Genomic DNA, 25,575 nt, shown 5'->3' with positions numbered 1-25,575 from the left:
TCGCGCCTCACGGCGCTCCTACGTGTTTTATATTTTAATCAAGTGGTTCGACCTTTTTGGTTTTTTCACTTTCGGGCAGGAGGATTCCGGGAGTTACTTTATATCGTCGCGCTCGAAAAAGTTTTAGGGATGGTTGGTCTATTTCTGCGTAATCGAGGAGAGATAACGGTTGTGCGATAAAGTTTCTGATGTGATGTTCTCGCGCGAGACGAAGCGCTCGCACCCCTATTTCGAAATACTTCGGAGCGAGAGCAAAGGGAAGTTCTTCGGACTCGATGAGTTGCAGAGTATTGTCGTCGGAATCTACCGGGAAAATTGCTTTTGCTTCAAAAAGTCGCGCTTTATTCAGGGCATCGAGTCCTATACACACTACGACATCTGCCCAGGCGACGTCTTCTTTCGAAAGTTCTTCGCTCTCTCGGAAGCGTGTTTTGAATTCCCGCCAATTCCTCGAACGTTGAAAGACTGCGCCTTCGATGCGGTCTGTCTTTATGGGTTCTCTGCCGAAAACGAATAAGACATTGCGAAATCGGGGAAAGAGTTGCGTCGCGCGAATTTTCCATAGATAAGCGAGGCGTTCGGGTGACATTCCTATGTGCCCGACTCTTTCTGCGCTTGCATCGTCCACGCCGACGGTTATCATTACTCTATTATTTTTAGATAAAGCGCTTGCGACACTCGCGATAGGTTCTCGACGCAAAAAGACGATGCAAATTGGTGTTCTTTCGGTTTTGGGAATGGATAAAGCGGCGGAAATTATAGAACTAGGATTCGTTTCTTCGTATTCACGGATGATGTAATTCACATGGAATTCTCGAGCAGCGAACTGGAAGCCGTCTTTAATTTCTTTTTTCCATTGTTCGTTTCCGGCGGGAATGACGAGGCCATAAATCGGAGGTTGTTTGGGTCCGATTTCTCTGCCGCATCCAATGAGGAGAGGCATAAGACAGAGGAAGAGACATATCGGAAATCGTTTCGCGCGAATAAGGGGGGGCTTTGTCTTCGAATTCATGATAATAGTTCCTCGGCGAATTCTTCGGCATGGAAAGGTTTCAAATCTTCGAGTTTTTCACCATAGCCGATTAACTTTATGGGTATACCCAATCGGTCTTTGATGCTGAGAACTGCGCCGCCTTTCGACGTCCCGTCCAATTTCGTTATGACTACTCCTGTGAGTCCCGCGACTTTGCGAAATTCCTCTGCTTGACGGATTGCGTTTTGTCCGGTGTGTCCATCGAGTACGAGAAGGACTTCGTCCGGTTGTCTTCCTAAAGCCTTTTCAGCGACGCGAACGATTTTTTCGAGTTCGCTCATGAGGTGGGTGCGTGTGTGTTGGCGTCCTGCAGTATCTGCCAAAACGTAATCTGCACCTCTGGCTTTCGCGGCTTGTATCGCATCGAAGACGACCGCTCCCGGATCCCCCCCCGGATTTCCTTTGACGATATCTGCAGTTGCACGTCGTGCCCAGATTTCGAGTTGTTCGATTGCCGCCGCACGAAACGTGTCTGCTGCAGCAACGATAACTTTTTTATTTTGCTTTTTTAGAAAATGGGCTAATTTCGCTATTGTCGTCGTTTTTCCCGAGCCGTTTACTCCTAAAAAAAGATAAACCGTGGGGGGGGTAGAATGTACGCGGAGGGAGCCTTCTTCCGATGCGAGTTTTTCCGTAAGCAATCGTTTGAGTTCGCTTCGGAGTCGTTCGGAATCTGTTATGTGTTCTTTGCTCGTCTTTTCTCGAAGAGCAGTGAGAAGTTCGTCTACGAGTGAGACGCTCATGTCTGCGGAAATTAGAGTTTCTTCTAATTCGAGGAACAAACTTTCGTCAACGGTTCCTCTTTGGAAGAGGCGTTGGAATTTTTCGCGCAGCCCTTTGAAAATGCCGAGCGGCATGATTTAAGGAGTATAGCGCTGCGAGGGAGGTGGACCTTGGACGAGGTAAAGCCTCGCTTCGGAAACGGGTTCGCCATTGTAAAGGACGTCGAGGCGGTAAGTTCCCGGTTTTTGGAAAGTGAATCCATCTATTCGAAAGGCATGAAACATCGTAGTAGGGCGTGCATCGACTGCCTTAGGAACAGGGAAATGCCCTTCTACTCCCATAAGTTCCTTACCATCTTCGTCGATAAGGACCATTTTGATTTGCGCTTCTCTCTCTGCTTCGAAGGGGCTGAATTCGAATTCGACGCAAATGAAAAAAGTGGGATGGGTGAGAGGGAATTCCATTCCTCCGATTGTGTCGAACATGCCGATGAGACACCCTTTTCCGCCCTCCATCCGGCATGCGTAATCACAGAATTTGCAAAGCAAAACTCGCATGCATTATTTTGGCATGCTTTATCGATGTTCTTAGATTTTGATGGAGTTTTTTGCTGATAACGCTGTGCGATTCAATAATTGCAAAGACGTGGTTATCGAAAGGCTATAAAAACGAATTCCACGGACAATGGTCGTTTATCCATGTTTCGGCTTTGAAAGAAATTTGTGTTCTCGACGACTTATGTCCGTGGAAAAACATCGTCATGCACGGTTTATGTTTTGCTATGTTTGACGATGATGTTGCCGTGGATCACGGCACCTGATGCTTCGAAAACGACGTTACCTTCTTTATTGAATACACGAATCGAAAAGAAGTCCGGTTTGTGTTCGGGAGTACCATCCACAGCGAGCACTTCGACAAAAACGTGCTTGTCGTTGAGCATGCCTTCTCCTGCAGTGTGGACAGCATTTTTTTCGAATATCGCTTTTTGCACCTTGGCATTGATAGCAATTATGCCTGTGTTCGTTGCAGCGTGAAATTGCACGCTGCCCCCAACGACATCTCCGATGCGTGCCGCAAGTAAATCGAATTTTTTATATTCGCCTATCGTTCCATTTCCGAGTGCGGCATGGGTTTGCGCGAAGGCTGAAAGGGAAAACGCAGCGATCGAGATTAGGAACAGCATCTTTTTCATCGTTTGGCTCCTTTTTTTAAAGTGATTTTATTTTTTCGCAAAATTTCTTTTCGTTTCGAAAAAAGTACGAAAAGAGCTCGAACCCCGAGGAGTTTAGTTATTTCCCCCAAGGGAGAATCCATAGGAAATCATAAGTTATGACGATGCGAAAAGCCTAGTGTTCACTTGGTGCGATTTTGTTTTTTTAGTTCTTGAATCAGTTCGAGTTGCATCGAGGTTACGGCTAAGTCGCTTTGGGTGCGTTCGAGGACTGCCCGTAGCGCATCTACATTTCTTCGCAGGTTTGCCATGAGAGCGTCAGGATAATCGAACGTGACGAGTTCGTCGTAGATGTCTTCCATATCGTCAGCAAGTCTTTTCGCTTCTTCCGGGTCCCCCCTTCTAAGCACGTCGAGCGCATAACGTCTGCACTCACTCGCTGCTTCCGATAGACCATTGAGATAGGCTTGCGGGAGGACACCGAGAGCGAGCGGGGTCGGAAGAGGTTGGTTTTGCACGATAGATGTAAACAACGCCGCTTCAGCGTATTCTTTGAGTGAATCTTGGAAGTAGGGAGCATATAAGATTCCCGGATACTTCGCGAGTGTTTTTGCGACGCGTCTCGCTCTTGTTTCGGCTTCTTCTAATAATTTTTTTGCGTCTTCGAAATTTCCCCGATGAACGTGTTTAATTGTTTTTGCGCTGAGTTGGATAATTTTTCGTGCTTCGGCTAATGCTGTTTCTCTTGCCTCGTGTTGTTCGGCAATTTCACTTCGCAATTTTTCAGCGATTTCTGTGAGTCGTTTTGGCATTATGAAATGTATCCTATGAAATACATCCTAATCTGTTTAGGCTGGTGAACTCGGGCTCTCCGATGATGATATGGTCGAGAAGCGGGATTTCGAGTAATTTTCCCGCTTCGACGAGGACACGAGTAATTTCGATGTCTTCGGGACTCGGTTTCGGGTCGCCACTCGGGTGATTATGCACTGCAATTACACTAACAGCACCTTCGCGCACCGCTTCGCGAAAGAATTCTCTTATGCCGACCATAGAGGAAGTTATCGTTCCTATATGGACTGTGTGACGGCGGAGAACTCTGTTTTTTGCATCGAGGAGAAGGGCACAAAAATGTTCTCTTCGTTCGCCGCGCAAATCGGCAAAAAGTTTTACAACGTCTTCCGGTTTTTCGATAGCCACTAGGTCTCCGATTCCTGCATCTGCGGTTCGACGTCCGAGTTCGATAAGACTATAAAATCGCGCTGCTTGAAAACCCTTCACGCCGCTATCCGCGAGTAAATCGGGTGGGATTTTGGGTATGCCTCTTATTCCGCCTACTCTTTGCATGAGTTTTCGTGCGATGGAGATTGCGGATTCTAAGTCTTCCTCGGATTGGCAGATTCCCATTGCCAGCAGTTCGATTGCCGAAAGAGCGTTTACACTCGATTCACGTATGCGGTCGTATGGGGAAGTCGCCATTTTCTGTAAAAAGGTTATAACAAAAACTTTCTTGGAGGATACCTTCCGGCTAAAATCGATAGGAACGAAGAGAGGGACAAAAGTAGAAAGATGTCTTGTAAGGTTGCTTTAATTGGTGGCACAGGGATGGAAAGTCTTTGGGAGAGGGCAGGAGATCGGCTGGAAGTTAGCACGAATTACGGTTCTGTGATGGGTAAGAGGTTGATTTTGGAAAGTGGTAATCATGCGATCGTGTTTCTTCGTCATGGAATCGAGCACAAGGTACCTCCAGCGAAGGTTTCTTATCGAGCATTTGGGAGTGCATGTCGAGACATGGGAATCCAGTACTGTCTCGCTACCGGTGCGGTTGGAAGTTTACGAGCCGATTGGGGGGTCGGTGAGATGCTCGTTCCCAACGATTTCATAGATTTCACGAAGCGTGCATCGGTTTACGAAGACGAAGTTCTTCACACGGATTTCAGCGATCCTTTCGATGGAACTTGCCGAAAGGCTTTGTTGGAAAGTTGTGTCGAATTAGGATGTTCAGTGCGTGACGGGGGGGTATACGTGGGAATGCCCGGACCGAGATACGAAACTCCCGCGGAAGTAGTGGCTTTGCGAAAATTGGGTGGGGATGTGGTGGGGATGACGATTACCAGCGAAGCGATTGCAATGAAGGAATGTGGCGTACGATATGCCTGCTTAGTTCTTGTCACGAATTTGGCTGCAGGTTTGGGGAAAAAATTGACTCATGAGGAAGTAGAGGCACGCATGCTCGAAAATGGTTCTCTTGTTATCTCTATTTTAATGCGTGCTGCGGAGAGGTTGTGTGGTGAATAGTTTCGATTCTACATTCGATTTGGAATTGGCTTTGTGTTTGACTCCGGAAATCGGGAGCGCGAGTGTATCGAAAATCCTCGCGAAAAACGCACTTCTCGGGGTTCAACCTGAAGAATTTCTTCGTTTGAGAGAAGAAAACTTGATTAAGGAATATGGCTTGCGGGAAAGCGCGGCTAAGGCTATTAGCAATCATGATTTTTTGGAGAGAGTAGAGAATTTTAAAAAGAAGGTGCGAGGTAAAAATGTGGTCCTTACTACGCAGCGAAGCCCGATTTATCCGAGAAGATTGGAAGGGTTTTGTCAACCTCCACCTGTGTATGTGTTTCTTTACGGAAACTATGCGGCTTTGGAGGGGAAGACGTTTTGCGTGCTTGCGAGCAGAGATGCAAGCGAGGAAGAATTAGCGAAGGTGGAAAAGAGCGTGGAGGCGGGGGTTCTCGAGCCGATGAATTTGGTGAGCGGTGCGAATACGAATGTGTATCGGAGGGCGGCCGTCGTTCCTTTGCGGTGGGGAGCGCCAAGGATTTTGGTTTTGGACCGTGGACTGTTCGCTGCATTGGGGGATGGTTTGGATAGGGAGCCTTTTACCGCAGCGCGTTTGTGGCGATATCGTTTCGACCCGAGTGTGGACTTGGTGGTTTCTCCGTTTCGTCCTGATGACAAATATGCGCCGATAAATAACAGGAAGCGTGACGAATGTGTGGTCGGGCTTTCCGATGTCGTGAGATGGGTTTATTTGCGCCCGGGGGGGAATATGGAAGGGTTGATAGATAGGGCACGAAACGTCGGGAAGATTGTGGAAGGGGTGGGATAATTTTTTAGTGCTCCGCGAGCGGTCTTTTCAAACAGGGTTTGGGAACGAGAAGTCAAGAAGAAGTAAAAGAATAGAAGCGGTTTGTTTATAAATATCGTTTTGCACGAACAAAGACTTCTTTCAACATTTCTGCTGTAAGTTTTCCTGTAAAGGTGTTTTGTTGGCTCGGATGATAGGAGGCGATGACGATGCGGCTGTCAGGCAAAAGATTTTCAATGCCGTGAGCGAAACGAGAGAGCTTGACCTGCAAGCGTTTGCCGACTTCACGATATGCGAGAGCGCCCAAAGCCACAATGACTTTCCAAGGTGTTTTTCGTAGTGTCTCTATTAAATAATCCGAGCAATTTTCTATTTCCGAAGGAAGGGGCTTGTTTTTGGGCGGGGCACAACGGCAGATTGCGGTAATCAAACAATCTTGGAGTACGAGTCCGTCGTCAGGAGATTCCCAAGTGGGTTGGGATGCAAAACCCGTGTCATAGAGGGCTCGATACAGCCACTGTCCGCTTCTATCACCGGTGAACATCCTTCCGGTGCGGTTAGAGCCGTGCGCTCCCGGGGCTAACCCTACGATGAGGAGCCTGGCTTTCGAATCGCCGAAATTCGGGACGGGTTTGGCGTGGTAGTTTTCCGTGCGAAAAGCGGCGCGTTTTTCTCGAGAAATCTGTTCGCAAAATGACCGCAAGCGGGGACAGCGACGGCAAAGCAACACCCGTCTATTCTGCCTTTCGAGCCAGGAAAGTTCACGGGAGTTTCTCTTCGAGCGCAAGGTATACTCTTGTTTTGTCTTCAAATCCCGTTATTTTAAGTATGAATTCGGAACAGCCAATGCCGCTATCGTGTTGATAAATAAAGGGAACATCCAGCGGAATTAACTATGAAATTGGATACTATTTTTCGCAAGTGGTTCGATAGAAGTGAGGAGGAAATCAAACGACTCATGCCCATCGTGGAGCGGGTCAATGCACTCGAACCACAGATGCAAGCGCTGAAGCAGGAAGATTTCGCACGGAAAAAAGAAGAATTTATTCAGCGACTGAAGGCAGGGGAGACGTTAGACGACATTCTTCCTGAAGCGTACGCATTGGTGAGAGAAGCCAGTCGCCGCACACTTCATATGCGTCATTTCGACGTGCAAGTATTGGGCGCAATCGTATTGCATGAAGGAAAGGTCGCAGAGATGAAAACGGGGGAAGGGAAAACTCTCGTTGCGACGATGCCGCTTTATTTGAATGCATTGACGGGTCGCGGAGTCCATCTCGTTACCGTAAATGATTATCTTGCACGCCGCGACGCGGTTTGGATGGGACCGATTTATCATTTGCTCGGAATGTCGGTGGGAGTCATTCAAGGGCAGTCTCCGGAATCGGATGAATTGGGGGGGAGTTACATTTACGAGCCTGGCTTCGAGCATGACGATCCGCGATATGTGCATCTGCGTCCTGTAAGCAGAAGGGAAGCCTACGAATGCGATATCGTTTATGGAACGAACCACGAGTTCGGATTCGATTATCTTCGCGACAACATGGTGTTCGACGAATCGGAACTCGTCATGCGGGATTTATATTATGCAATCGTAGACGAAGTAGACAGCATTTTAATTGACGAAGCACGCACACCTCATATTATCAGCGGTGCTTCTCAAGAACCCGTTGAAATTTATCGTCGAATCGATGCAGTCGTTCGAAAATTGAAACCGGGTACACGCGAAGAAGAGAGCGATTGCGATTACATCGTAGACAAGAAAAACCATTCTGCGTCTTTGACGGAAAGAGGTTACGACCGGGTCGAAGAGTTATTGAACATCAGCAACCTCGCGGATTATCCGGATTACATGCATTACATCAATGCTTCGATTAAAGCCTATGGGCTTTTCGAAAAGGATGTAGATTATGTCGTCAAAGATGGACAAGTGATTTTGGTAGACGAAAACACAGGGCGCTTGATGTTCGGCAGAAGATTGAGCGAGGGGTTGCATCAAGCGTTGGAGGCGAAAGAAGGCGTTCCCATACAGCGTGAGAGTCAAACGATTGCCGTAATCACGTTCCAGAACCTTTTCCGATTGTATGAAAAGTTGGCTGGAATGACGGGAACTGCGAAGACGGAAGAAGACGAATTTCTCAAGATTTACGGTTTGAGTGTGGTCGTCATTCCGACACATCGAAAGATGATTCGCGTCGACCATCCGGATGTGGTTTTCAAAACGGAAGAGGCGAAGTTGCGCGCGATTGCTCAAGAGATATTGCGCCTTTATACGAAACAGCAGCCTGTTTTGGTGGGGACGCGTTCTATAGAAATGTCGGAGAGACTTTCCACGAGATTGATGCCGGATAACTTACAAAAGATGCTCCTGGCGGAACGAATAAAAACCGAATTAGAAAAGAAAGGACTTTCTAAAAAAGAAAAGCAGGAGCATTATAAAGCGATTTCCACGCCGATACCCGAAGCGAAACTCAAAAATTTTGCTCAAGTCGCATCGAGCATGGGTTTACCGACGAATCCTCTAAGTGCGGAAATGATGGATTGGTTTTTGGAGCATCATCAACTTCCCGCAGAGAACAAAGAGTATTTAGAGGAGGCGTTGAAACACGGTATCCCGCATAATGTTTTGAATGCGAAATATCATGAACGTGAAGCATTAATCATCGCAGAAGCGGGTCGCAAGGGAGCCGTGACCATTGCTACGAATATGGCTGGACGCGGTGTAGATATTTTGTTGGGCGGCACGGTTCAGACGGATGAAACAAAACGCTCGAGTGGAAGCGACGGGTTCATGGCGGAAACTTTCGAGTCGTATCGTAGAGGTGGAAAACAGCGTGCTGCCCCCCCATTGCCCTTGGATGACCAAGAACGTGCGGCGTTAGCAGAAGAAGTGCGCAAATTAGGTGGGCTTTATATTCTGGGTTCGGAACGGCATGAAAGCCGCCGCATAGATAATCAGTTGCGCGGGCGTTCGGGACGTCAGGGAGACCCCGGAGAAAGCCGATATTTCGTGTCCTTAGAGGACCAACTTTGGAAGATATTCAACCCGCGCATGCTCGAAAATCCGCTTTTGAAAGCATGGCCCGAATTCGAACAAGTAGATGCGAAGTTTTTGAGTTCTATGATCGAAAAGACTCAGAAACGAATCGAGATGCATTTCTTCGAATATCGAAAGCATGTGTTGGAATACGACGACGTGTTGAATGCGCAGCGCGAGTTTATTTACAGCATGCGGAGGGAATACGTATTAGGAAAAGACGCTCGCCCCACCATTCAAGAATATATCGACGAGACATTAGAAGAAGTCGTTCATCGTCATAATCCTGCATTTTCGGAATACGAGAAATGGGATTATCATACGCTTTTCCGAGATTTGACGATGATTTTCCCTGCGATGGATTATGGAACTCCGGAAGATTTGGAGGCATTGAAAGACGAGGAAACCATTCTCGAAACGGTGAAGCGATGGGCGCACAATGCTTACGAGGCGAGGATACGCGAAATCGGCGACGAGAATTTCCGCCAGCTCGAGAGGTTTCTTTTATTGCAAGCCATCACGCAGAAGTGGACAGAACACTTGCAATTGGTTGAGCGATTGCGCGAAGGAATCGGACTTCGTGGCTACGGGCAAGTTGACCCGTTGATTGCATTCAAAAAAGAAAGCCATTCGATTTTCGAAGATACGCTACGTGGCATTCGAGAGTTGGTCGTAACCCGCATTTATCGTGCGACGATCCAGCGCCAACCGCAAGTAGCCCCCCCGTCTCCGCGGATGGAAAGAATAGATGCAAAAGCAACGACCCGAACGGGGAACGGAGAAATCGATTGGTCGAAAGTCAAACGCAATGACCCATGCCCTTGCGGAAGCGGGAAGAAATTCAAGCACTGCCACTATCGAGAAGTTGTCGGCGGTTAGTGTAAGTCGAGTCCTTGCTCCTTCTTTCCCAAAGCGAGAAAAATGAACGTCGAAAGCCTTTTACACTATCAAGAGCGCTCCTTTGCAAAGAGCCCATGGCATAGTTTGATGGGTGCATTGAAAGGAATCAGCGAAGAAGTTTTCTTTTGGGTTCCACCTAAACATCACGGGTTTCCATGGATGGACGGTTCGATTCGAGATATCGTGTATCATGTTACAGGCGATAAATTGGTGCAAATTAGCACTGCTTTCGAAGGAGGAATCGTGACATGGGACACGTTGAAAAGTGAATTGGAGAAAGAAAATATGGAAACGATGATGAAACAACTCCAGGAGGCAAATAATAAGGTCGTAAATAAGTTACGGGATTTGAGCGACGAAGAGTTGCCTTTAAAAGTAAGCACGTGGGGCGGAAAAAGAATGACCATTATGGAGTTTTTTTTGATGCTCATCGAGCACGATATTTATCATGCAGGACAAATCCGATATATCCGCAATATCGCCGAATAAGCGCGTCGAAGTTTATTTACTCGCTGCGGGAAAAAGCGAGAGATTAGGTGTCAATAAACAACTCCTGCGTTTAGGGAGTGAAACGATTTTGAGCCATATGGCGCGAAAATTTTTCGAGGCAGGATTGAAACGGGTTCGTGTTATCGGAAGAGTGGATGACGAATTGCTGGCACGTGAAGCGTTCGAATTGGGTTTGCGCTACATTATTAATTTACAACCGGAACTGGGCATGGTCGGTTCGATTCTCGAAGCATTAGACGACTGCCATTCTGAATGGATGGCTTTGTGTCCCGCGGATATGCCCTTACTCGAGGTGGGAACTATCGAGCGATGTGCGTCTATGCTGGATAAAGGCTATTCGGTAATCCAGCCAATTTGCGAGGGAATACGGAAACACCCTGTTTTTTTGAAAGATAACACTTGGCTTTCTTTACGGGGGGCGATTAGGGATGGGAAGACATTAAGAGATTTTTTGATGACGCAGGATATTTATACGGTACACACCGAAAACTGTAAGCAATTTCGAGATGTGGATACTTTGGAGGATTATCGGGAGATATTGCGGGAATTCGAGAAAAATTAACAGAGAGAGTTTTTTTCGACCCCCTCCGTAAAATTTCCCCCTGCTCGCGCAAGGGGAACTGATTTGGATTAGAGTTTTTGAAACCATTGCTTCTTATTATTTTTTGCAATTTTTGATGTGTTCTTCTTATGCCCTCTTTTATGGTTTCTGCTTATGCAAGAGGAATCAGTTTTCGTTACTTATATCAAAGTTCCAAGGAGTCAGAGGTTATTCTTCAACCCCCTCCGTAAGGTTCCCCCTGCTCGCGCAAGGGGAACCGTTTTGTTTTCGATTATCGTGAAAACACGACTTTGAAAAATGTTTATCGCATAATTTCAAGGGTCAGAGGTTTATTCTTTGACCCCCCTCCGTAAGGTTCCTCCTGCTTGCGCAAAGGGAACCGATTATTTATTACAGCGTTGCTTATCGGTACGGTTTTACTTATTAGTTACTTCTTATCATTAGTTGCAGTTTCTTTGCCGTTACAGTTTTTTGCGTGTCGTTCTGATGACCTTTTCCTCGAAAGGTTGCCTGCTTACGCAAGGGGAGTTGATAATTTGTTACCGTCTTTTTTAGTATGTTATTGGGAATGTAGTGAACTGTGAAAGGTGTTAATTGATAAGGGTAAAATCTTCGGGGAGTCGGCGGAGTAGCTCAGATGGTCAGAGCAAGCGGTTCATACCCGCTGGGTCGTCGGTTCGAATCCGACCTCCGCTACCATTTTCTAACTTCTTTTTTTTTGCGTATGCCGAACGCTGCTTACCGGCTGGAAAAGGTGATTCTCGGGGCCGAGGGGTAAGAGTTTCGAGAAACCAGTTCTTTGCGAATTCCTCTATCCGATTGGAAGACCCTGTAAACTGTGACCGCAAAACCGGGGTTTCCCGGATGTGCTGTTCGGGAAACAAAGGAGGAGGACTGTAAGGAAAATTCCTTCGGAACGTTCACTTTGTGAATCTCGTGAACGATTTGGATTTTGCAATTTAGAGGTTTTTTGCCGAGGATTTCGAATTGCAGTCTTTCATTCGTTGTTCGATTTTTAATGAGAATGGGAAAGGGATAAGGGTTTTTGAAACGGAGGTCTATATTTTCGAATGCGACAGCAGCGTCACGACCGGGGGGGACATATTCAGGAGCGAAACGGTGCTGATTTCTTTCGATGATTTCCAACCCTGCGAGAAGCGCAGTGTTATATAAGGTCGTAGAAGTTTGACAAACACCGCCTCCCCATGCTTTTATCATTTGACCATTGTAACTCACGGGTGCTTTTCGATATCCTTCGTAGCGAGACCATGTTCCCACAGTTTTGTTGAATGAAAAAACTTTACCCGGTGGAATTACCACGCCATCGAGTTTCTGAGCGGCAAGAATCGAATTATGTTTTTGTGAAAGTGTTCTTCCTTGCAGCGATGTCGAATATGTCGCAATGCGCACCCAAGAGGGTTTTTGTGTTATCAAACCGAATGACCCGAATATCGTCGGGACTAATAAAATGCAAGTTAGGATGATTCTTTTCATGTTCATGGACGTATTTCGAAGAGCGTGCTCGAGGATGTCGCCCGAATGCTCGGGTTATACATATTGCTGATGCTCGCTGGAAGAGTGCGATATTTTCCGATGGTTTCTGCGCGAAGGGTGAATTCGATTTCTTCTCGACCGTATCGAAGAGACCTTGCGAGGTATACGATTTTATCGTCCAGTATATCAATTCCCGAATACCAAAAATGCCATTCGTCCCAGAATTCTTTTTCCTCGATTTCGCATCCTGCAGGAATTGGACATTCTATCAAAGCAAATTCCCCGCCATAAGGAGCATCAATGCGCAAAACGACTCGAATGAGTTTCCCTTTTTCGATGCTTTCTATAGGGTTTTTGCTCGGAAGTAAACGCAATGTTCCTTCTTCGGTTCGGCGTGGCTCAAGTTCGTAAAACGCACGCTGAATTTTAAGACCGTTGTTACCCTCGATCGGCGGAAGGGATTCTCTCGGGAGTAATTGTTCCAGTTTCGCCGAATAGTAGGCTTTCCCTTTTCCTTTTAGACGAAAATGGAGCGTATTTTCTCCGTCTTTTAGATTCGATATAGGAATCAAAAATCGTAAATCGCGCATTCCGATATTCAAGCGATTAATTCGTAAAGAACGATATATTTTCCCGTTGATTTCGATATCTAATGTGTAATCCGGTTCTAATTCTTTCGTTTTGTCTAAATAATTCACGATTGCAAAAAGGGTGGACGCTGTGTCTTTCGTGCTCCACCAATAACCGAATCGGCGTTTCAGCATTAGCCAACGGAGGATTTTCGGCAATACGGGGTGATTCGGGTTGATGTCGGTTATCGCTTCGGCAGCCATTGCGGTGAGTTCCGCGCCCCAGTAAAAAGGAGTTTCAGTATCCCAATGTACGGAGTCCGGTGATCGTGAGGCTTTTTTCAATATGGCTTCCAGAAATTGGTTTTGTTGTCGTTTGTAATTTTCTCCTAATGCGATGAACATGCGGAGAAGGAGAATGTCGTCGTGAACGCTTCTCGGCTCGTTCCAGGGAATCGTGTTTAATTTTTTTATCACGAAATCCCTTTCCCCGTTGCGTGCAAGTGCATTCAATAGTTGAATATGACTGGTGAAATATTTTGTAATGGGGGTGTTCTTGTTTTCTATCCAAGATTTTGCAAAGAGGATTCCACGTTTTAGACTATCTTCTGGTGGTTCGTATCCAACACTTCTTGCGCGCGCGAAACCTTCGAGCACCAATGCAGTCATTTCCGGAGAAGAAGAATCGTTGTCTGCCCATCCCCATCCTCCGTCCTCATTTTGGAGAACGCGAATGCGAGTAAAACCTTTTTCGACGATATCAGGAACTTTTGCGAAGGTCTCTGGGTCGAGTTTGGAAAAGGTAGGCAAATGAGCGGAGAAAATTACCGCGGGAAGGAAACTATTGAGAGTCTGTTCGATGCATCCGTACGGATAATAAATGAGATAGGGAAGTGTTTCCAATGCCACAGAGGCGAGAGTGGGTGAGAGGGTTACTTCTAATCCACCGGAAGCTTTATAAGCATTCGGGTTTACGCGAAATGTCAAGGTTTTTTCAGTCGTTACTGCGTCACTCTCGAATTGGATGAGTTGTTCACCGAACGGCAAAACAGGAAGCGTTAGTTCCATGCCGTCGCTTTTGCCGTTATCGGATATGGCAGTTGTTGTGAGTTTGATGTTTCCAGGTGAATTCGTGTTAAGATACCAACTTACAGTCTCTGGGGTTTTCGTAGAAACGTTTATGATTTTTTCTTTGCTTTCTTCAATTCGAGCGTTTGTTGCGTCGAGTCGAACGCGCACATTCGTGTCTGAGCCGGTTGCATTGTGCACGACGACTCGAATTTCCGTTCGGTCACCTTGTGTGAAGAAGCGAGGCGCTTGCAGACGCACCATGAGAGGTTTACGCACGGTAACCAATTGTTTTGCAGAACCCACCGCTGTGTCTGCGGTTGCTGCCTTTACTGTTGCGCGCCAGGAGGTGATGTTGTGAGGCAGATTTATTTTTACCGTGGCAATTCCTCGAGGACCGGTGCGTATAAATGGAATCCAAGCGGCAGTGTCGAGGAATCGCCTTCGTATTTCCGTAACGATATCTCCTTTATCTTCGTCACCGAAATAGATCTGAGGAAAAGAATAACCCGTATTTACGTTGTTATATCTTATCGGATAAAAACCATCGTATATGTTTCTGTTGTCTTCTAGTATCGCGAAGATAGATTCGTCAACGACCGCCAAGGAGCAGTCTGCGTCTACCGGTTGGTTATTTTCATCTAAAGTTCGAATAGTGTAGGTGGCTTCTTCACCTGGCTCATAGGTTTCTTTGTCGGAATTTATTTCGACGCGTATGGTTTTTTTCGGGTCGTAAGAGAGAAGCCGGTCGTCCGATTCGTAAAAAGTTTTGTTTTTGACGTAACAAACGGAAATATAGGCATTGGGGAGAAGTTCTTGCGTGATGGGGAATTCGTAAACGTTGGTATTCCCTTTCAGAAGCACGATTTCTTTGCGGTAAACCCGTTCACCTTCGAGTGTTACCAGGGCATGCACCCCCGCATGTTTCGTATTGATAACCGCTTTTGCGTTTTCCCCCGTTTTGTATTTGGGTTTATCCAGTGTAACCTCGAGGTCTTTGTAATTGTAATTCAGCGTTTCGTTTTCACGAGCGACCCATATCCACACCTCGTGAACGATGATGTTTCCTCGGTTGTCTTTGGCTGTAGCCTCTATACGTAAGCTTCCTGAGCGTGGAGGGGTGATTCGGAGTTCACTCGTACCATTCTCTCCTGTCGTCGTTTCTGAAGTTCCTATATTGGTTGTGGTCGATTTCGATTTGGGTGTCCAGTCTTCATAATAATAGTTTATTTGCACAGGGACGTTCGGAACTGGCTTGTTATTATCTAATCGAGTTGTTTCAACGTAAAGTTCGATGCTCTCTCCTGGTGCGCAGACATAAGTCGTAGGTTCTACATAGAGCGCAAACGCACCGCGAGAGACTAAAAGCGAGCCTGTTCCTGAAAAAGACTTTCCCCCTTGTTCTTCGACGACTGCATCAATGGTATATATCCAATCTAAAGAACTTTTTTCTGGTAAATCATCCGTTTCGATGCTGAATGTGGCTTTTCCATTTTCATCTGTAATTCCTTTCAAAAAGATAAACTGCGAGCCGGCACCGCGACCGTAATAACTAAGATAATATTCCGCTTCTTCTTCGGACTCCGCAATGTTTCCCCAATAATGGTCACGGTAAAGATACGCACTAACTTGTGCCCCCACCACGGGACCTCCGAAGTAGTATTCAGCAGAGACGGTGAAGGATGCTTTGTCGCCGCGGACGAAATAAGGCTTGTCTGGTTTTACAGTGACAGAGAATTCCGGTTTGCGATATGCGGCTACGGGGATAGTTATGGCTTCTTCGAAACCTTCGAATTTACAACTCAGAGTATATCCGCCTACGAGTCCTTCCGGATTCGTTTCGAAAGAACCTGCAAAAGAGCCCATTTCATTCGTCGTAACTTGGTAACGTTCCAGAAGGTAGTTTTCGGGGTCTCGTATTTCGATTTCCAAAGTTTTGTTGTTCGCAATTTTTAATTGCGAACCTTCGATGCGGCGGAGGATGCCTTTGAAATGAATCGTATTTCCTGGACGATAAATAGGACGGTCGGTGTAGAGGAATGCACGATACTTGTCTTGCTTTCCATAGGAGTAACTTGTAACCAAAGCGCGCGAGTTTCCGTATTGCGCCGTAAAAGTGAGGTTTTCGTCGTTCGTTCGGTAGTTCGTTTCGAGGATGCCATTAGCGTTCGTTTTTCCTAAAAGATGCAGCGATTTTCCGTTTTTTATATAGATATTCGCTCCTTCGATAGGTTCTCCCGTTTTCAAGTGGCTCGCATAAGCCAAGAGACTGCCGCGAATGTTTTTCGTGACGAGGGCGATTTCCGAAACGAGAATATAAGTGCCGTTTCGAATTAATCCCGTGTCTGCCTCTATCCAATAAAACCCGTGGGACAGGGGGGGTAAACGAAATTCTTCTTGAAAAACTCCCTCGATATCTCGAGTTGTTAGTGGTTGCTTGATTTCCCGCAGTTTTTCGAAGGAGGGATCTTTGTCTGGAATGGTTTTTCCCCACCGACCGACGGGCCATAAAACGGACTCGAGCCCGCCCGCTTCGACGATTTTATCGAAACGAATCTCGTAAATCTTCAATCGAAGTTCGTTCGTCGGATCGAACCCTTCGAAAAATATCTTCGGTTCTTCTCCAGGGAGGAATACGTGTTGTGTTAAATTGACTTCGAGAAACGGGTCGCTCGGTTCGAGTATAAGGTTCAGTTCGTTTTCTCCCTCTTCGATGTTCTTAAAGGGGATGTCTAACGAATGCGCTTTCGTGACGACCTCGATGTGATAACTACCGGACGGGATTCTCGTGAGAACGAATTTTCCTTCCGAATCGGTGCGAATCGTTTTCGTGGGGGGGATACGGCCTTCGATATCGAAATCGGGTGATAAAACCACACGTGCTTTCGGCATAGGTGTACCGTTGGGGAGTGTAACGATTCCGTGAACGGTGGATAGAGGTGTGTCGTCTCTAATCCCCATTCCGAAAAGAACAGCGCTGATGATCGAAACGATAATAATCGCTGCTTGACGTGACGCTAACCAATTTTCGAATGGTTGAACGCTCTTCATGAACTTTTCTCCATACGTTTGGCTTTGGGAATCTGCGTGAGCCATTTCGCAACGATTATAAGAACGAGCGCAACAGCCGCAAAATAAGCGACGAGGCGGATTTTATCTTCTCGTTCCATGCCGAAATAATTTTGCAAAAGGGGGAGGCCTAAGATAACACTGCTTGCAAGTGCAGGGGTAATTGCAAGAACCGTTATTCGCTCCGTGCCTTTGAACAGGAGCACGATAGGCGAAAGTGCGTTTCCTACGATAAATCCGACTGTTCCACGTTCGTCCATCACGAGCATCATCACGCTGATCACGGCGAGCAAAACGACGATGGTAAAGAGCGCTAACACGGCTAATGCCCAATTGCTGAAGCGTGCGCGTATGTTCGCCCCCCATTCTAAAAGTGCAATGGGTAAGAGAATCCCAATCAACAATCCTAAAATACTGTAAGTGCTTTGTCCGATGGCTATTGCTTCTACATCCGAACTGTGAATTTCCATGAATACACGATAAAAGAGAATCCCGACGGCGATTCCGAATGCGAGCAACGTGCGTTTCACGGGAAAGTTCGCATACATCATGCCAGCACTCAGCAACATGACTGTTATCCCATAATCCTTCATTAACCCGAACGCAACAGTTATTCCTGCAATCCAAAGCAAGGCTGCAAGACCGATAAGTCCAGAATGCGCTTCGCCTTTTTCGTATAAAACCCAAGCAGAAAGCGCGGCTATAATCACGCCGCTTACAGCAACTGCGGTAAAGACCAAGTCACTTACATAATATTGTCCGATAAGTAGCGAACCGACTGCAAAGAGCAATCCGAAAAGAACAGCGCTCGCGCCGGGTACAGGTTCGAATTTAAATAATTTTGCAAATGGTTCTGCAAAAACATTCGCCAATGAAACCGACAACAACCCCGCCATTAGCAAGATGAGCAAAGCAGGGACTTCATGCTCCTCATCTTTTGCGAATGCGGGAAGCAACGAAAAAGCGAAAAGTGAAGAGTAAAAGGTGGTGATAGTTCCCCAATTCGCTTCGTGGCTTTTATCACCTATTGCTAAAAGCGCTGCCGCAAATCCGGAGCCTAAAGGGATATAAAGGATGGCTTTCCAGAATTGGGTTTCGTGAATCGGGAGCAAAAGTATGATGGCGGAAGGGAATAAGGCTAAAGCGTAGGGAATGAGCGATTTCCTTGCACGCCCCATTCGCACTTCTGCTTCATCGGCGAAAACGATGGCGAGCACGCCGAGGAAAAATGCGAAGGCACTTTGCCATTCTCCTGGAATTTTACGAAATCTTTCGATGGTTAGAGCCGCTGCGACGAGGACGACACCGATCAACAACGTGACTCGCAACGACCAAGACCCATAGAAACCTTGCCAAACCCAAAAAGCCTTGGCAGCCGTTCGTGTCCCTTTGCCGAGCAAGAAGTCCACTATGCAAACGAGAAACCCGACCGCAATTGCGTAGAGAGGGAGCCAAGAGCCCATTGCTGCCTCCGAACAAGATTGCTTATAGTTTAGTATATTTTTTAGAGAAGCGACCCAAGCGCCTTTTCGAAAATTTCCAATTCATGTGGAAGACCTACACTGATACGCAGGCAATTCGGTGCTCCGAATGTCGAACCGGGGCGGACGATAATGCCTTTTCGTAAGAGCGCTTCGTAAATCGGTTGAGTAGGTCTTCCGAAATCCGCCCAAACGAAATTCGCATGGCTTTCGTAAACTTTTGCGTTGTATTTCGAACAGATTTCCGTGAGTTTTTCAATCGCTTCGCGGTTCGTTTTTTTCGAGCGCTCTAAAAACTCTTTATCACCGAGGGCTGCGAGCGCTGCGATTTGAGCTAAAGAATTCGCATTGAAAGGCATTCGTATTCGATGTATCGCGTCCGCAAATTCGGGGGGGAAAAAGCCGTAACCGATACGAACGCCAGCGAGCCCGTACGTTTTACTGAGTGAACGAAGTCCGATAACTTTTGCTTTATCGGCGCGATTTTCTCTCACCCATTCGAGCGAATCAGGCATTTCCGAATCTTCCACGAAATCGAAATACGCTTCATCCAAAACGAGAACTACGTTTTTCGGTAAATCATCGATAAAACTTCGCAGTTCTCTTTTTCGTACGATCGTTCCGGTGGGGTTATTCGGGTTTGCAATCCACACGATTTTCGTTTTTTCGTTGACTTCTCTCGCCATCGCTTCGAGGTCGTGTTTGCCATTTTTGTCTACAGGGACTTTCGATGTCGTCGCTCCGACGAGAGTCGCAAGTGGCTCGTAACGGCTGAATCCAGGATCTGCCATGATTTGATGGTCGCCCGCTTCTAAAAAGATTAATCCGATGTAATGAATCAATTCATCGCTTCCCGAACCTAAAACGATTTGTTCGATGGGGATATCGTGTTTTTTCGCTAATGCTTGCCTGAGTTCGAATCCGGATGCATCCGGATAACGATGAATTTCCTTTGCTGCTTTTTGCAACGCCTCTACCGCTTTCGGTGACGGACCGAGGGGGTTTTCGTTGCTCGCGAGTTTGATGATTTCTCCGGTAATGCCGAATTCCCTGCGGAGTTCTTCGATAGGCTTACCCGGAGAGTAGGGAGTGAGTTTTCGGATAGTTTCTTTGACTGACATAAAAGACAAGTCCACTCTACCGTAAGTTGCGTTCGATAAAAAGACGCCTGATACCTGAAGGGTTTCGCAAATTGAGCCGATGATTCCCTGTGGATACACCAAGGGGGTGTCGCTATGCATATTGAACTTAGCGCTATCCTCCCGTCGTTGCCTCAACGGCGCCCGACGGGACAGGAAGCACCGCAAAAGGCGACCTACCTGCTTGGAAAAGTGAGGGAGAACGTAAAGCGTGATGATAATGACCAAGGTCAACAAAACACGGTCGAAAAAGCGCCTGCTTCCTCTCCGAACAGGTTGGTCACATCAAAAATTACGAGAAGAGCAAGTATAGGAAAACAGTCGGACCCTGGGGCTGCTGGGATAGAGCAGAATGCTGAACAGCGATTGCCGGACAGGGGATACCAAGAAAAACCGAGCATCCCGCTTCTCGGAGTGCCGTTTTTCGGAGGTATCGAACTGCCGTTCTATCTTTCAAATACGCCAGTTTCGGCTGCTATTCCTCATACCGCGATAAGAGATTCGGCTGAGCAACGTGAGGTGAATTCATCGCCAGCGAATCCAGGAGATCCGCATCGTCCGGTGGGGATGAAATCGGAAGATGGAGAATCTCCGAGGGTAGCGATTCCATTGATTCCCAGCAGGCTTTTAATTCGCATGTCTGGAAATCCTTCGACTCCAGAGGGGGGGCGAAATCTTCCGAGCAGTCCGAATCAAAACGAAGTTCCGGAAATTGCAAAGGATTTGATCAATCGGCTTCGTTCCCATATCGAGGGTGAAACGCCAGAAACATCGCACGTTCCGGAAAACGTACTGCGCTCACGCTCCGAAAGAGGCGGCACAGAAGAAACGATTGTCGAATGGGTGTCGCGATTGATTCGCGAAGGCGTTCCTCATCGAACAGTGCTTCGTGCGTTGCGAAGTTTATTCGAAGCTGAGCAGCAGTCGGAGACTCGCGCGCCTTTATCCATCGCACCAGAGAATGCATTGGATTTGCATAATATGTGGGAGCGTATCCGAGGGCGACATACGCATGCCGAAAACATCGAACGTGTCGAGCATCGAGAGAATGAACCCATAAAAGCATTTATTTCCGAACCCTCGATAATTGACTTCGATGTGGAACAAGAATCTGTCGAAAGACCGGCAACACCGCGTTCGGAAAACGGCATTCGTAACTCGATGCCCGGCGAAATTTCACCGCATGCTGTTTCACCTTCGACACCAGACAATCGTCCTATGCAAAGAATCGAGACAAGACCTTTGCTGAATACGGTCATCGAACGCTTGCAAGAAATGTTGGAAAGCAAGCGTGAAAAGACAATTACGATTCAACTCGACCCACCCGAGTTGGGCAAGTTGTCCGTAACAGTTCGAACACAGGGTCATCGTGTCGAGACGGAAATACTCGTCTCGCATCCCGATGTTCGCACGGTGTTGGAAGCGAATCGCGAGCAACTCGTTCATGCTCTGAATAGCCGAGGACTTCACTTGGGGGGGATGCATATAGGCGCTCAAGCGAATCCTCATCGAGATTCGATGCCATTTTCGGTAGCACCGGTTCCTCCCGTTTGGCGGCATGAGGGAATTTCCACAGCAGAAAATCTGCGACCAAATTCGTTGGTTTGGTTTCGCACTTCGGGATTGGATTTTAGCGTTTAGGAGAACGACATGCAAATTCAGAACATTTCGAGCGATGCCTTCATTCCGGAGTTGCCGGAGAAGAAAAATGCGTTGGATGCGGATGCTTTCTTGCGTTTGCTCGTCGTTCAACTTTCCACGCAAAATCCGTTAGAACCGATGAACGATAGAGATTTCTTCGCACAAATGGCGCAATTGGGAATGGTGGACGGCATTGGACGTATGCGAAAGGGAATGGAACTTGCGCAGGGCGCTTCGTTCATCGGAAAAGTCGTCGAAGTGCTTCCGAACGATAGCGGTGGGGAAATCGTTCGAGGTGTCGTCGAAGCAGTGGAGATGAGAAACGGGAATGTGAATGTCATCGTCGGCGGAATGCCGTACGGTCTCGAACAAGTGATTCGAATAACTATGTGATTCCGAAAGATAACGAGGTTTCTTATGCGCGTAAACCCTAAAATTCAACAGCTCGTAGAACAACAGCAAGTCCAACGGACGAAGCGAACTTTCGAAAAACCTTCGAAAGGACTCGAATTCGCGGAAATTCTGAAGAACGAGTTGAATCTCAAGCTCTCCGGTCATGCGCAGACGCGTCTCCAGAGCAGGGGTATCGAATTGAATCGCGATGAATGGGAGCGAGTGAAAAATGGAGTCGAACGCGCAGCAGAAAAAGGTAGTCGAGAATCCTTAGTGATGTTGGACGAAATCGCCTTCGTGATCAGTGTGAACAACCGCACGGTGATTACTGCTGTTACGAAGGAACAACTCAAAGAAAATGTATTCACGAATATAGATAGCGCAGTGTTCGTTTAGGCTGGACTCGGTTCGGTGCACGGGCTGGGGGGTCTCCTCATTGCGCTATTAAGAACAATCGAGGAGGTAAATGAAATGCTTCAAGCATTATTAGCCGGAGTCTCCGGCATAAAAGCGCAGCAAATGCGCATGAATGTCATTGGAAATAACTTAGCGAACGTCAACACGACGGCTTTCAAAAGCAGTCGAGTGACTTTCGAAGAAATGATTGCGCAAAGTATCCGGGGGGCAACGCGTCCATCGGAGGGGGGGCTCGGAGGAACGAACCCCCTTCAGTACGGGCTCGGAGTTTTGATCGGTAGCACGGATATGAACCTCGAGCAGGGATATCTCCAAACAACGGGGCGAAAAACCGACCTCGCCATTCAAGGTAATGGTTATTTCCTCGTGGGAAACGGCGAGCGAATCGCCTACACTCGCGATGGAACGATCGATTTGGACGCTTTCGGCGCGCTCGTGCAAACCGCAACAGGCGAAAAACTGCTCGGTTGGGTGGCGGACGCTTCCGGAAATATAGACACCACCACACCTTTGAGTGCGAATAGTTTTCTCACGATTCCTTTAGGGCAGTTGCAAGCCGTTCAGGTTACGACGTCGGCGAAATTTGCCGGAAACCTCGGAGCACTCGCAACACCGACGGATTCTTGGGAAGTTACTTTCCGAGTCTACGACAGTCTCGGGGGGGCGCACGACATCGAAATCACGTTTTCGAACCATCAAGTTCCTCCTTCCGGCTCACCCCCACCTGGTGCGGTTTCGAGTTGGGATTGGAGCGCAAGCGAAGGTTCGACTCTCGTGGGGAGTTCAGCAACGACTGGACAACCACTCTATTTCGACGCGAACGGGGCACTCATCAATCAAGGCGCTTCGCAAATCATTTCTATAACGCCTTCGAACGGTGCTCCTGTGTTTAATGTAAATTTGAATTTCGATGCGATAACGCAGATGGCTGCCGATTCGCAAGTGGTCTTAACAGACCAAGATGGGTTTCCACCGGGAGTACTCGTTGATTTCAGGATTGGCTTGGATGGCACGATCACGGGGATCTTCGCAAACGGGTTGACCAGGCACTTGGGACAAATCGCTTTGGCGCAGTTTCCGAATGCCGCAGGATTGGAACGCATCGGAAATAACTTGTGGCAGGCATCGGAAAATTCTGGGCTTCCCGTTATCGGACCTCCGCGTTCAGGAGGAAGAGGCGTAATCCATGGAGGCTTCTTGGAGGGTTCGAATGTGGATTTGGGAAGCGAATTCACGGAGTTGATTATCACCCAGCGTGGTTTCCAAGCGAACACAAAAATCGTGACGACGGTTGATGAGATGCTTCAGGAACTGCTGAATGTGAAACGGTAAGGTTCCGAGGTCTGGGAAGAGTGGTGACGAACTCGATTCGTCACCACTATGTCATCCTTACAATTCTGGTTCCCCCTGCTTGCGCAAGGGGAACCGATTTTTTTGATTTATAGACCCATAAAGGTTTAGACCCATAAAGGGTTCACCTGTACGCAAGGATGAGCCATTTTACGTTGTTTATTTTTATGGCGTAAATTAATCAGATGACATCCAATTTATTCCATTGGATTAATCTTCCATTTGATTAATCACAGTCATCCGAACAATTTTATCCCCCCGCTGAATTTTCGGAAGGAGTTCGAGTCCTTCCACTACTCGTCCGAATGCCACATATCTTCCATCTAAAAATCGCTGATTTCCGATGCAAATAAAGAATTGGCTATCGCCACTGTTTTCATCCTTTTCATCGCGAACGAGTCCGAGCGTGCCGTTCAAAAACGGAACGTTATTTTTCTCGAAAGGAACTTTCTTTCCACTCCCCCCCGTGCCGATTCGCTCGTCGTCGAGAGGAAGTGTTTTCGTCAATGGATCCCCTGTGACTGCGATAAAAGGTCTCGGCTTATTCTCGACTCGATGGAAACGCACGCCGTTGTAAAAGCCCTTTTTTACGAGGTCAAGAAAATGTTCCACCGTTTTCGGGGCTTCCTTCGGAAAGAGTTCTATCACGAGTTTTCCCCGGTTTTCGATTTCCATGCTCACCCGGGGGTTCGCTTGCGGGGAAAACAGAAGCAATAATGCAGGTACGAGAGAAATCATAAAATCCCTAAAAATTATAGACGAACCAGAGATGGCAATCATGACTATAGCGGCCAATAAGGGAAACTTAAACCCCCGTAGGGTTGTCATAATTGCGGTAGTTTCTGCATGACCACATTCGCTTTCGTCCTCCATCCCATTGACCTCCACAGGGACGTGGGGCGTAAATATCCTTTCGCTCGTTTCCTCCCGACCCCTGTCATCGAAGCGCTACTCAAGCACAAATCTCCTCAAGTCCTCAGCGAAATACGAGGAGTTCGTTCCATTACGGGTAAGGAAACCAAGGGCTGGTTCATCGGATGCCCACTCAGTCCCAGGATGATGAATAGACTCCCTTTGGAGTTCGTTTACGAAAAAATAGTCCAATCTTGCGAACTTGCTGCAAGGCAAGGGGCGAAAATCGTTGGATTAGGCGCGTTCACTGCCGTGGTCGGCGATAGAGGGATAACCGTAGCAAAGCGGAGTCCCATTGCAGTAACTACCGGAAATAGTTACACGATCGCGAGTGCAATCGAAGGTGCCCTCGAAGCGGCTAAGTTGTTAGAAGTGCCTACCAAAGAATCCATTCTTGCCGTAGTCGGTGCAACGGGTTCGATTGGAAGAACATGCGCGATTTTATTGGCTCCCGAATTCGCGCATATGGTTTTGATCGGGCGCGATTTCGAAGCGACTGCAAAAGTGGCTTCGGAATTAGGGCACTGTGCAGAAGCGACAACGGATATTCGACGCTTAAAAGAAGCGGATGTCGTGATTACAGTGACGAGCAGTGAAACTGCGATTATTCAGCCGGAACATTTAAAAAGCGGTGCTATCGTATGCGACGTCGCTCGACCACGCGACGTGAGCGTGCGAGTTCGCGAAGAGCGAGACGATGTTTTGATTATAGAAGGTGGGTTGGTGGAAGTTCCCGGTGATGTGGATTTCGGATTCGATTTCGGTTTTCCTCCGAAAACCGCTTATGCCTGTATGGCTGAAACGATGATTTTGGCTTTGGAAGACCGTTGCGAAAACTATACGCTCGGCAAAAACGTTTCGGTCGAACAAGTTCGCGAAATGCAAGATTTGGCGAAAAAACATGGATTTCGGCTTGCCGGATTTCGAAGTTTCGAAAAAGAAGTTTCGCAAGAGACGATTGCACGCGTGAAACGCGCTGTCGAGCGAAGAACGAAAGTTTCCGCTAACATTTAGT

At 47.4% G+C, this 25,575-nt stretch carries 22 protein-coding genes, 1 tRNA gene and 2 pseudogenes; 13 read left to right on the top strand and 12 right to left on the bottom strand.

From position 1 onward, the window contains the following. Positions 1 to 34: 34 nt before the first annotated feature. The 6 genes from VNK96_06815 to radC all read right to left on the bottom strand — a co-directional run bounded on the left by VNK96_06815 (position 35) and on the right by radC (position 4,406). Positions 35 to 1,012 (bottom strand): hypothetical protein, encoded by a 978-nt coding sequence (locus VNK96_06815; GenBank protein HWP31415.1) that lies wholly within the window; start codon positions 1,010 to 1,012, stop codon positions 35 to 37. Beyond that, positions 1,009 to 1,890 (bottom strand): signal recognition particle-docking protein FtsY, encoded by an 882-nt coding sequence (gene ftsY / locus VNK96_06810; protein HWP31414.1) that lies wholly within the window; start codon positions 1,888 to 1,890, stop codon positions 1,009 to 1,011. Before ftsY ends, VNK96_06815 begins: the two co-directional genes overlap by 4 nt. Before the next feature lie 3 nt (positions 1,891 to 1,893). Further along, on the bottom strand, positions 1,894 to 2,313 hold the full coding sequence (locus VNK96_06805) for a hypothetical protein (protein HWP31413.1): 420 nt from the start codon (positions 2,311 to 2,313) through the stop codon (positions 1,894 to 1,896). A 212-nt stretch (positions 2,314 to 2,525) separates the two neighbouring features. Then, positions 2,526 to 2,948 carry a hypothetical protein gene (locus tag VNK96_06800; protein ID HWP31412.1) on the bottom strand — a complete coding sequence of 141 codons (423 nt, stop codon included), beginning with the start codon at positions 2,946 to 2,948 and terminating at the stop codon, positions 2,526 to 2,528. Between the two features lie 161 nt (positions 2,949 to 3,109). Then, positions 3,110 to 3,739: a hypothetical protein gene (locus VNK96_06795; GenBank protein ID HWP31411.1), complete on the bottom strand. Its 630-nt coding sequence runs from the start codon at positions 3,737 to 3,739 to the stop codon at positions 3,110 to 3,112. Between the two features lie 13 nt (positions 3,740 to 3,752). After that, positions 3,753 to 4,406 carry a DNA repair protein RadC gene (gene radC, locus VNK96_06790; GenBank protein ID HWP31410.1) on the bottom strand — a complete coding sequence of 218 codons (654 nt, stop codon included), beginning with the start codon at positions 4,404 to 4,406 and terminating at the stop codon, positions 3,753 to 3,755. A gap of 90 nt (positions 4,407 to 4,496) precedes the next feature. On the opposite strand from radC, the gene VNK96_06785 reads away from it, so the two are divergent. Continuing rightward, positions 4,497 to 5,225: an MTAP family purine nucleoside phosphorylase gene (locus VNK96_06785; GenBank protein HWP31409.1), complete on the top strand. Its 729-nt coding sequence runs from the start codon at positions 4,497 to 4,499 to the stop codon at positions 5,223 to 5,225. After that, positions 5,218 to 6,039 (top strand): DNA-processing protein DprA, encoded by an 822-nt coding sequence (locus VNK96_06780; protein ID HWP31408.1) that lies wholly within the window; start codon positions 5,218 to 5,220, stop codon positions 6,037 to 6,039. Before VNK96_06785 ends, VNK96_06780 begins: the two co-directional genes overlap by 8 nt. Positions 6,040 to 6,124: 85 nt before the next feature. Here the strand turns inward: VNK96_06780 and VNK96_06775 are convergent, their stop codons facing one another. Then, on the bottom strand, positions 6,125 to 6,829 hold the full coding sequence (locus VNK96_06775; GenBank protein HWP31407.1) for a uracil-DNA glycosylase: 705 nt from the start codon (positions 6,827 to 6,829) through the stop codon (positions 6,125 to 6,127). 84 nt (positions 6,830 to 6,913) lie between these two features. Here VNK96_06775 and VNK96_06770 point away from each other — a divergent pair. The 6 genes and pseudogenes from VNK96_06770 to VNK96_06745 all read left to right on the top strand — a co-directional run bounded on the left by VNK96_06770 (position 6,914) and on the right by VNK96_06745 (position 11,726). Next, positions 6,914 to 8,386: pseudogene (locus VNK96_06770) on the top strand (accessory Sec system translocase SecA2). Then, positions 8,360 to 9,070, top strand: a pseudogene (locus tag VNK96_06765) (hypothetical protein). Before VNK96_06770 ends, VNK96_06765 begins: the two co-directional pseudogenes overlap by 27 nt. Further along, positions 9,071 to 9,934 (top strand): SEC-C metal-binding domain-containing protein, encoded by an 864-nt coding sequence (locus VNK96_06760; GenBank protein ID HWP31406.1) that lies wholly within the window; start codon positions 9,071 to 9,073, stop codon positions 9,932 to 9,934. It begins immediately after the preceding pseudogene. A gap of 42 nt (positions 9,935 to 9,976) precedes the next feature. Next, entirely contained in the window at positions 9,977 to 10,444 is a 468-nt protein-coding gene (locus VNK96_06755) for a DinB family protein (GenBank protein ID HWP31405.1), read from the top strand. After that, positions 10,404 to 11,027 (top strand): NTP transferase domain-containing protein, encoded by a 624-nt coding sequence (locus VNK96_06750; GenBank protein ID HWP31404.1) that lies wholly within the window; start codon positions 10,404 to 10,406, stop codon positions 11,025 to 11,027. Before VNK96_06755 ends, VNK96_06750 begins: the two co-directional genes overlap by 41 nt. 622 nt (positions 11,028 to 11,649) lie before the next feature. Beyond that, positions 11,650 to 11,726: transfer RNA gene (locus VNK96_06745), tRNA-Met, on the top strand. A 39-nt stretch (positions 11,727 to 11,765) separates the two neighbouring features. Here the strand turns inward: VNK96_06745 and VNK96_06740 are convergent. From VNK96_06740 to hisC, 4 genes are read right to left on the bottom strand one after another with little or no spacing between them, the layout of a single operon-like run. Beyond that, the gene (locus VNK96_06740; GenBank protein ID HWP31403.1) at positions 11,766 to 12,521 is read right to left on the bottom strand and encodes a VanW family protein; all 756 of its coding nucleotides are present in this window, start codon (positions 12,519 to 12,521) and stop codon (positions 11,766 to 11,768) included. Between the two features lie 2 nt (positions 12,522 to 12,523). After that, positions 12,524 to 17,209 carry an MG2 domain-containing protein gene (locus tag VNK96_06735; protein HWP31402.1) on the bottom strand — a complete coding sequence of 1,562 codons (4,686 nt, stop codon included), beginning with the start codon at positions 17,207 to 17,209 and terminating at the stop codon, positions 12,524 to 12,526. Beyond that, positions 17,206 to 18,690: a hypothetical protein gene (locus tag VNK96_06730; GenBank protein ID HWP31401.1), complete on the bottom strand. Its 1,485-nt coding sequence runs from the start codon at positions 18,688 to 18,690 to the stop codon at positions 17,206 to 17,208. Before VNK96_06730 ends, VNK96_06735 begins: the two co-directional genes overlap by 4 nt. A 41-nt stretch (positions 18,691 to 18,731) precedes the next feature. Further along, a complete protein-coding gene (gene hisC, locus VNK96_06725; protein HWP31400.1) occupies positions 18,732 to 19,949 on the bottom strand; it encodes a histidinol-phosphate transaminase in 1,218 nt (405 codons plus the stop codon). Between hisC and VNK96_06720 the strand changes: the two genes are divergently transcribed. From VNK96_06720 to VNK96_06705, 4 genes are all read left to right on the top strand, one after another. Then, complete coding sequence (locus VNK96_06720) at positions 19,944 to 21,488, top strand: flagellar hook-length control protein FliK (protein HWP31399.1); 1,545 nt, start codon at positions 19,944 to 19,946, stop codon at positions 21,486 to 21,488. The genes hisC and VNK96_06720 overlap by 6 nt on opposite strands. A gap of 9 nt (positions 21,489 to 21,497) precedes the next feature. Then, entirely contained in the window at positions 21,498 to 21,881 is a 384-nt protein-coding gene (locus VNK96_06715; protein HWP31398.1) for a flagellar hook capping FlgD N-terminal domain-containing protein, read from the top strand. 24 nt (positions 21,882 to 21,905) lie between these two features. Continuing rightward, positions 21,906 to 22,277, top strand: a complete 372-nt coding sequence (locus VNK96_06710) for a TIGR02530 family flagellar biosynthesis protein (protein ID HWP31397.1) — start codon at positions 21,906 to 21,908, stop codon at positions 22,275 to 22,277. A gap of 75 nt (positions 22,278 to 22,352) precedes the next feature. Then, positions 22,353 to 23,630 carry a flagellar hook protein FlgE gene (locus tag VNK96_06705; protein HWP31396.1) on the top strand — a complete coding sequence of 426 codons (1,278 nt, stop codon included), beginning with the start codon at positions 22,353 to 22,355 and terminating at the stop codon, positions 23,628 to 23,630. A gap of 228 nt (positions 23,631 to 23,858) precedes the next feature. On the opposite strand, the gene VNK96_06700 is transcribed toward VNK96_06705, so the two are convergent. Then, a complete protein-coding gene (locus VNK96_06700) occupies positions 23,859 to 24,386 on the bottom strand; it encodes a peptidylprolyl isomerase (GenBank protein ID HWP31395.1) in 528 nt (175 codons plus the stop codon). 108 nt (positions 24,387 to 24,494) lie between these two features. Here VNK96_06700 and VNK96_06695 point away from each other — a divergent pair, with 108 nt between their 5' ends. After that, a complete protein-coding gene (locus tag VNK96_06695; GenBank protein HWP31394.1) occupies positions 24,495 to 25,574 on the top strand; it encodes a hypothetical protein in 1,080 nt (359 codons plus the stop codon). The last annotated feature ends 1 nt before the right edge of the window (position 25,575 follow it).

Source organism: Fimbriimonadales bacterium, from assembly GCA_035559795.1.
In the GTDB taxonomy this organism is placed as follows: domain Bacteria; phylum Armatimonadota; class Fimbriimonadia; order Fimbriimonadales; family ATM1; genus DATMAR01.
Note: the sequence above shows the minus strand (reverse complement) of the source record. Positions and strands in the feature narration are given on the sequence as shown.

Excerpts from the sequence above, each read along its gene's own strand:
- VNK96_06800 (HWP31412.1), bottom strand. The coding sequence starts at position 2,948 with ATGAAAAAGATGCTGTTCCTAATCTCGATCGCTGCGTTTTCCCTTTCA.
- VNK96_06710 (HWP31397.1), top strand. The coding sequence starts at position 21,906 with ATGCGCGTAAACCCTAAAATTCAACAGCTCGTAGAACAACAGCAAGTC.
- VNK96_06760 (HWP31406.1), top strand. The coding sequence starts at position 9,071 with ATGCTCGAAAATCCGCTTTTGAAAGCATGGCCCGAATTCGAACAAGTA.
- VNK96_06785 (HWP31409.1), top strand. The coding sequence starts at position 4,497 with ATGTCTTGTAAGGTTGCTTTAATTGGTGGCACAGGGATGGAAAGTCTT.
- VNK96_06740 (HWP31403.1), bottom strand. The coding sequence starts at position 12,521 with ATGAAAAGAATCATCCTAACTTGCATTTTATTAGTCCCGACGATATTC.
- ftsY (HWP31414.1), bottom strand. The coding sequence starts at position 1,890 with ATGCCGCTCGGCATTTTCAAAGGGCTGCGCGAAAAATTCCAACGCCTC.
- VNK96_06815 (HWP31415.1), bottom strand. The coding sequence starts at position 1,012 with ATGAATTCGAAGACAAAGCCCCCCCTTATTCGCGCGAAACGATTTCCG.
- VNK96_06750 (HWP31404.1), top strand. The coding sequence starts at position 10,404 with ATGCAGGACAAATCCGATATATCCGCAATATCGCCGAATAAGCGCGTC.
- VNK96_06805 (HWP31413.1), bottom strand. The coding sequence starts at position 2,313 with ATGCGAGTTTTGCTTTGCAAATTCTGTGATTACGCATGCCGGATGGAG.
- VNK96_06720 (HWP31399.1), top strand. The coding sequence starts at position 19,944 with ATGCATATTGAACTTAGCGCTATCCTCCCGTCGTTGCCTCAACGGCGC.
- VNK96_06715 (HWP31398.1), top strand. The coding sequence starts at position 21,498 with ATGCAAATTCAGAACATTTCGAGCGATGCCTTCATTCCGGAGTTGCCG.
- radC (HWP31410.1), bottom strand. The coding sequence starts at position 4,406 with ATGGCGACTTCCCCATACGACCGCATACGTGAATCGAGTGTAAACGCT.
- VNK96_06705 (HWP31396.1), top strand. The coding sequence starts at position 22,353 with ATGCTTCAAGCATTATTAGCCGGAGTCTCCGGCATAAAAGCGCAGCAA.
- hisC (HWP31400.1), bottom strand. The coding sequence starts at position 19,949 with ATGCATAGCGACACCCCCTTGGTGTATCCACAGGGAATCATCGGCTCA.
- VNK96_06795 (HWP31411.1), bottom strand. The coding sequence starts at position 3,739 with ATGCCAAAACGACTCACAGAAATCGCTGAAAAATTGCGAAGTGAAATT.
- VNK96_06730 (HWP31401.1), bottom strand. The coding sequence starts at position 18,690 with ATGGGCTCTTGGCTCCCTCTCTACGCAATTGCGGTCGGGTTTCTCGTT.
- VNK96_06700 (HWP31395.1), bottom strand. The coding sequence starts at position 24,386 with ATGATTTCTCTCGTACCTGCATTATTGCTTCTGTTTTCCCCGCAAGCG.
- VNK96_06755 (HWP31405.1), top strand. The coding sequence starts at position 9,977 with ATGAACGTCGAAAGCCTTTTACACTATCAAGAGCGCTCCTTTGCAAAG.
- VNK96_06735 (HWP31402.1), bottom strand. The coding sequence starts at position 17,209 with ATGAAGAGCGTTCAACCATTCGAAAATTGGTTAGCGTCACGTCAAGCA.
- VNK96_06695 (HWP31394.1), top strand. The coding sequence starts at position 24,495 with ATGACCACATTCGCTTTCGTCCTCCATCCCATTGACCTCCACAGGGAC.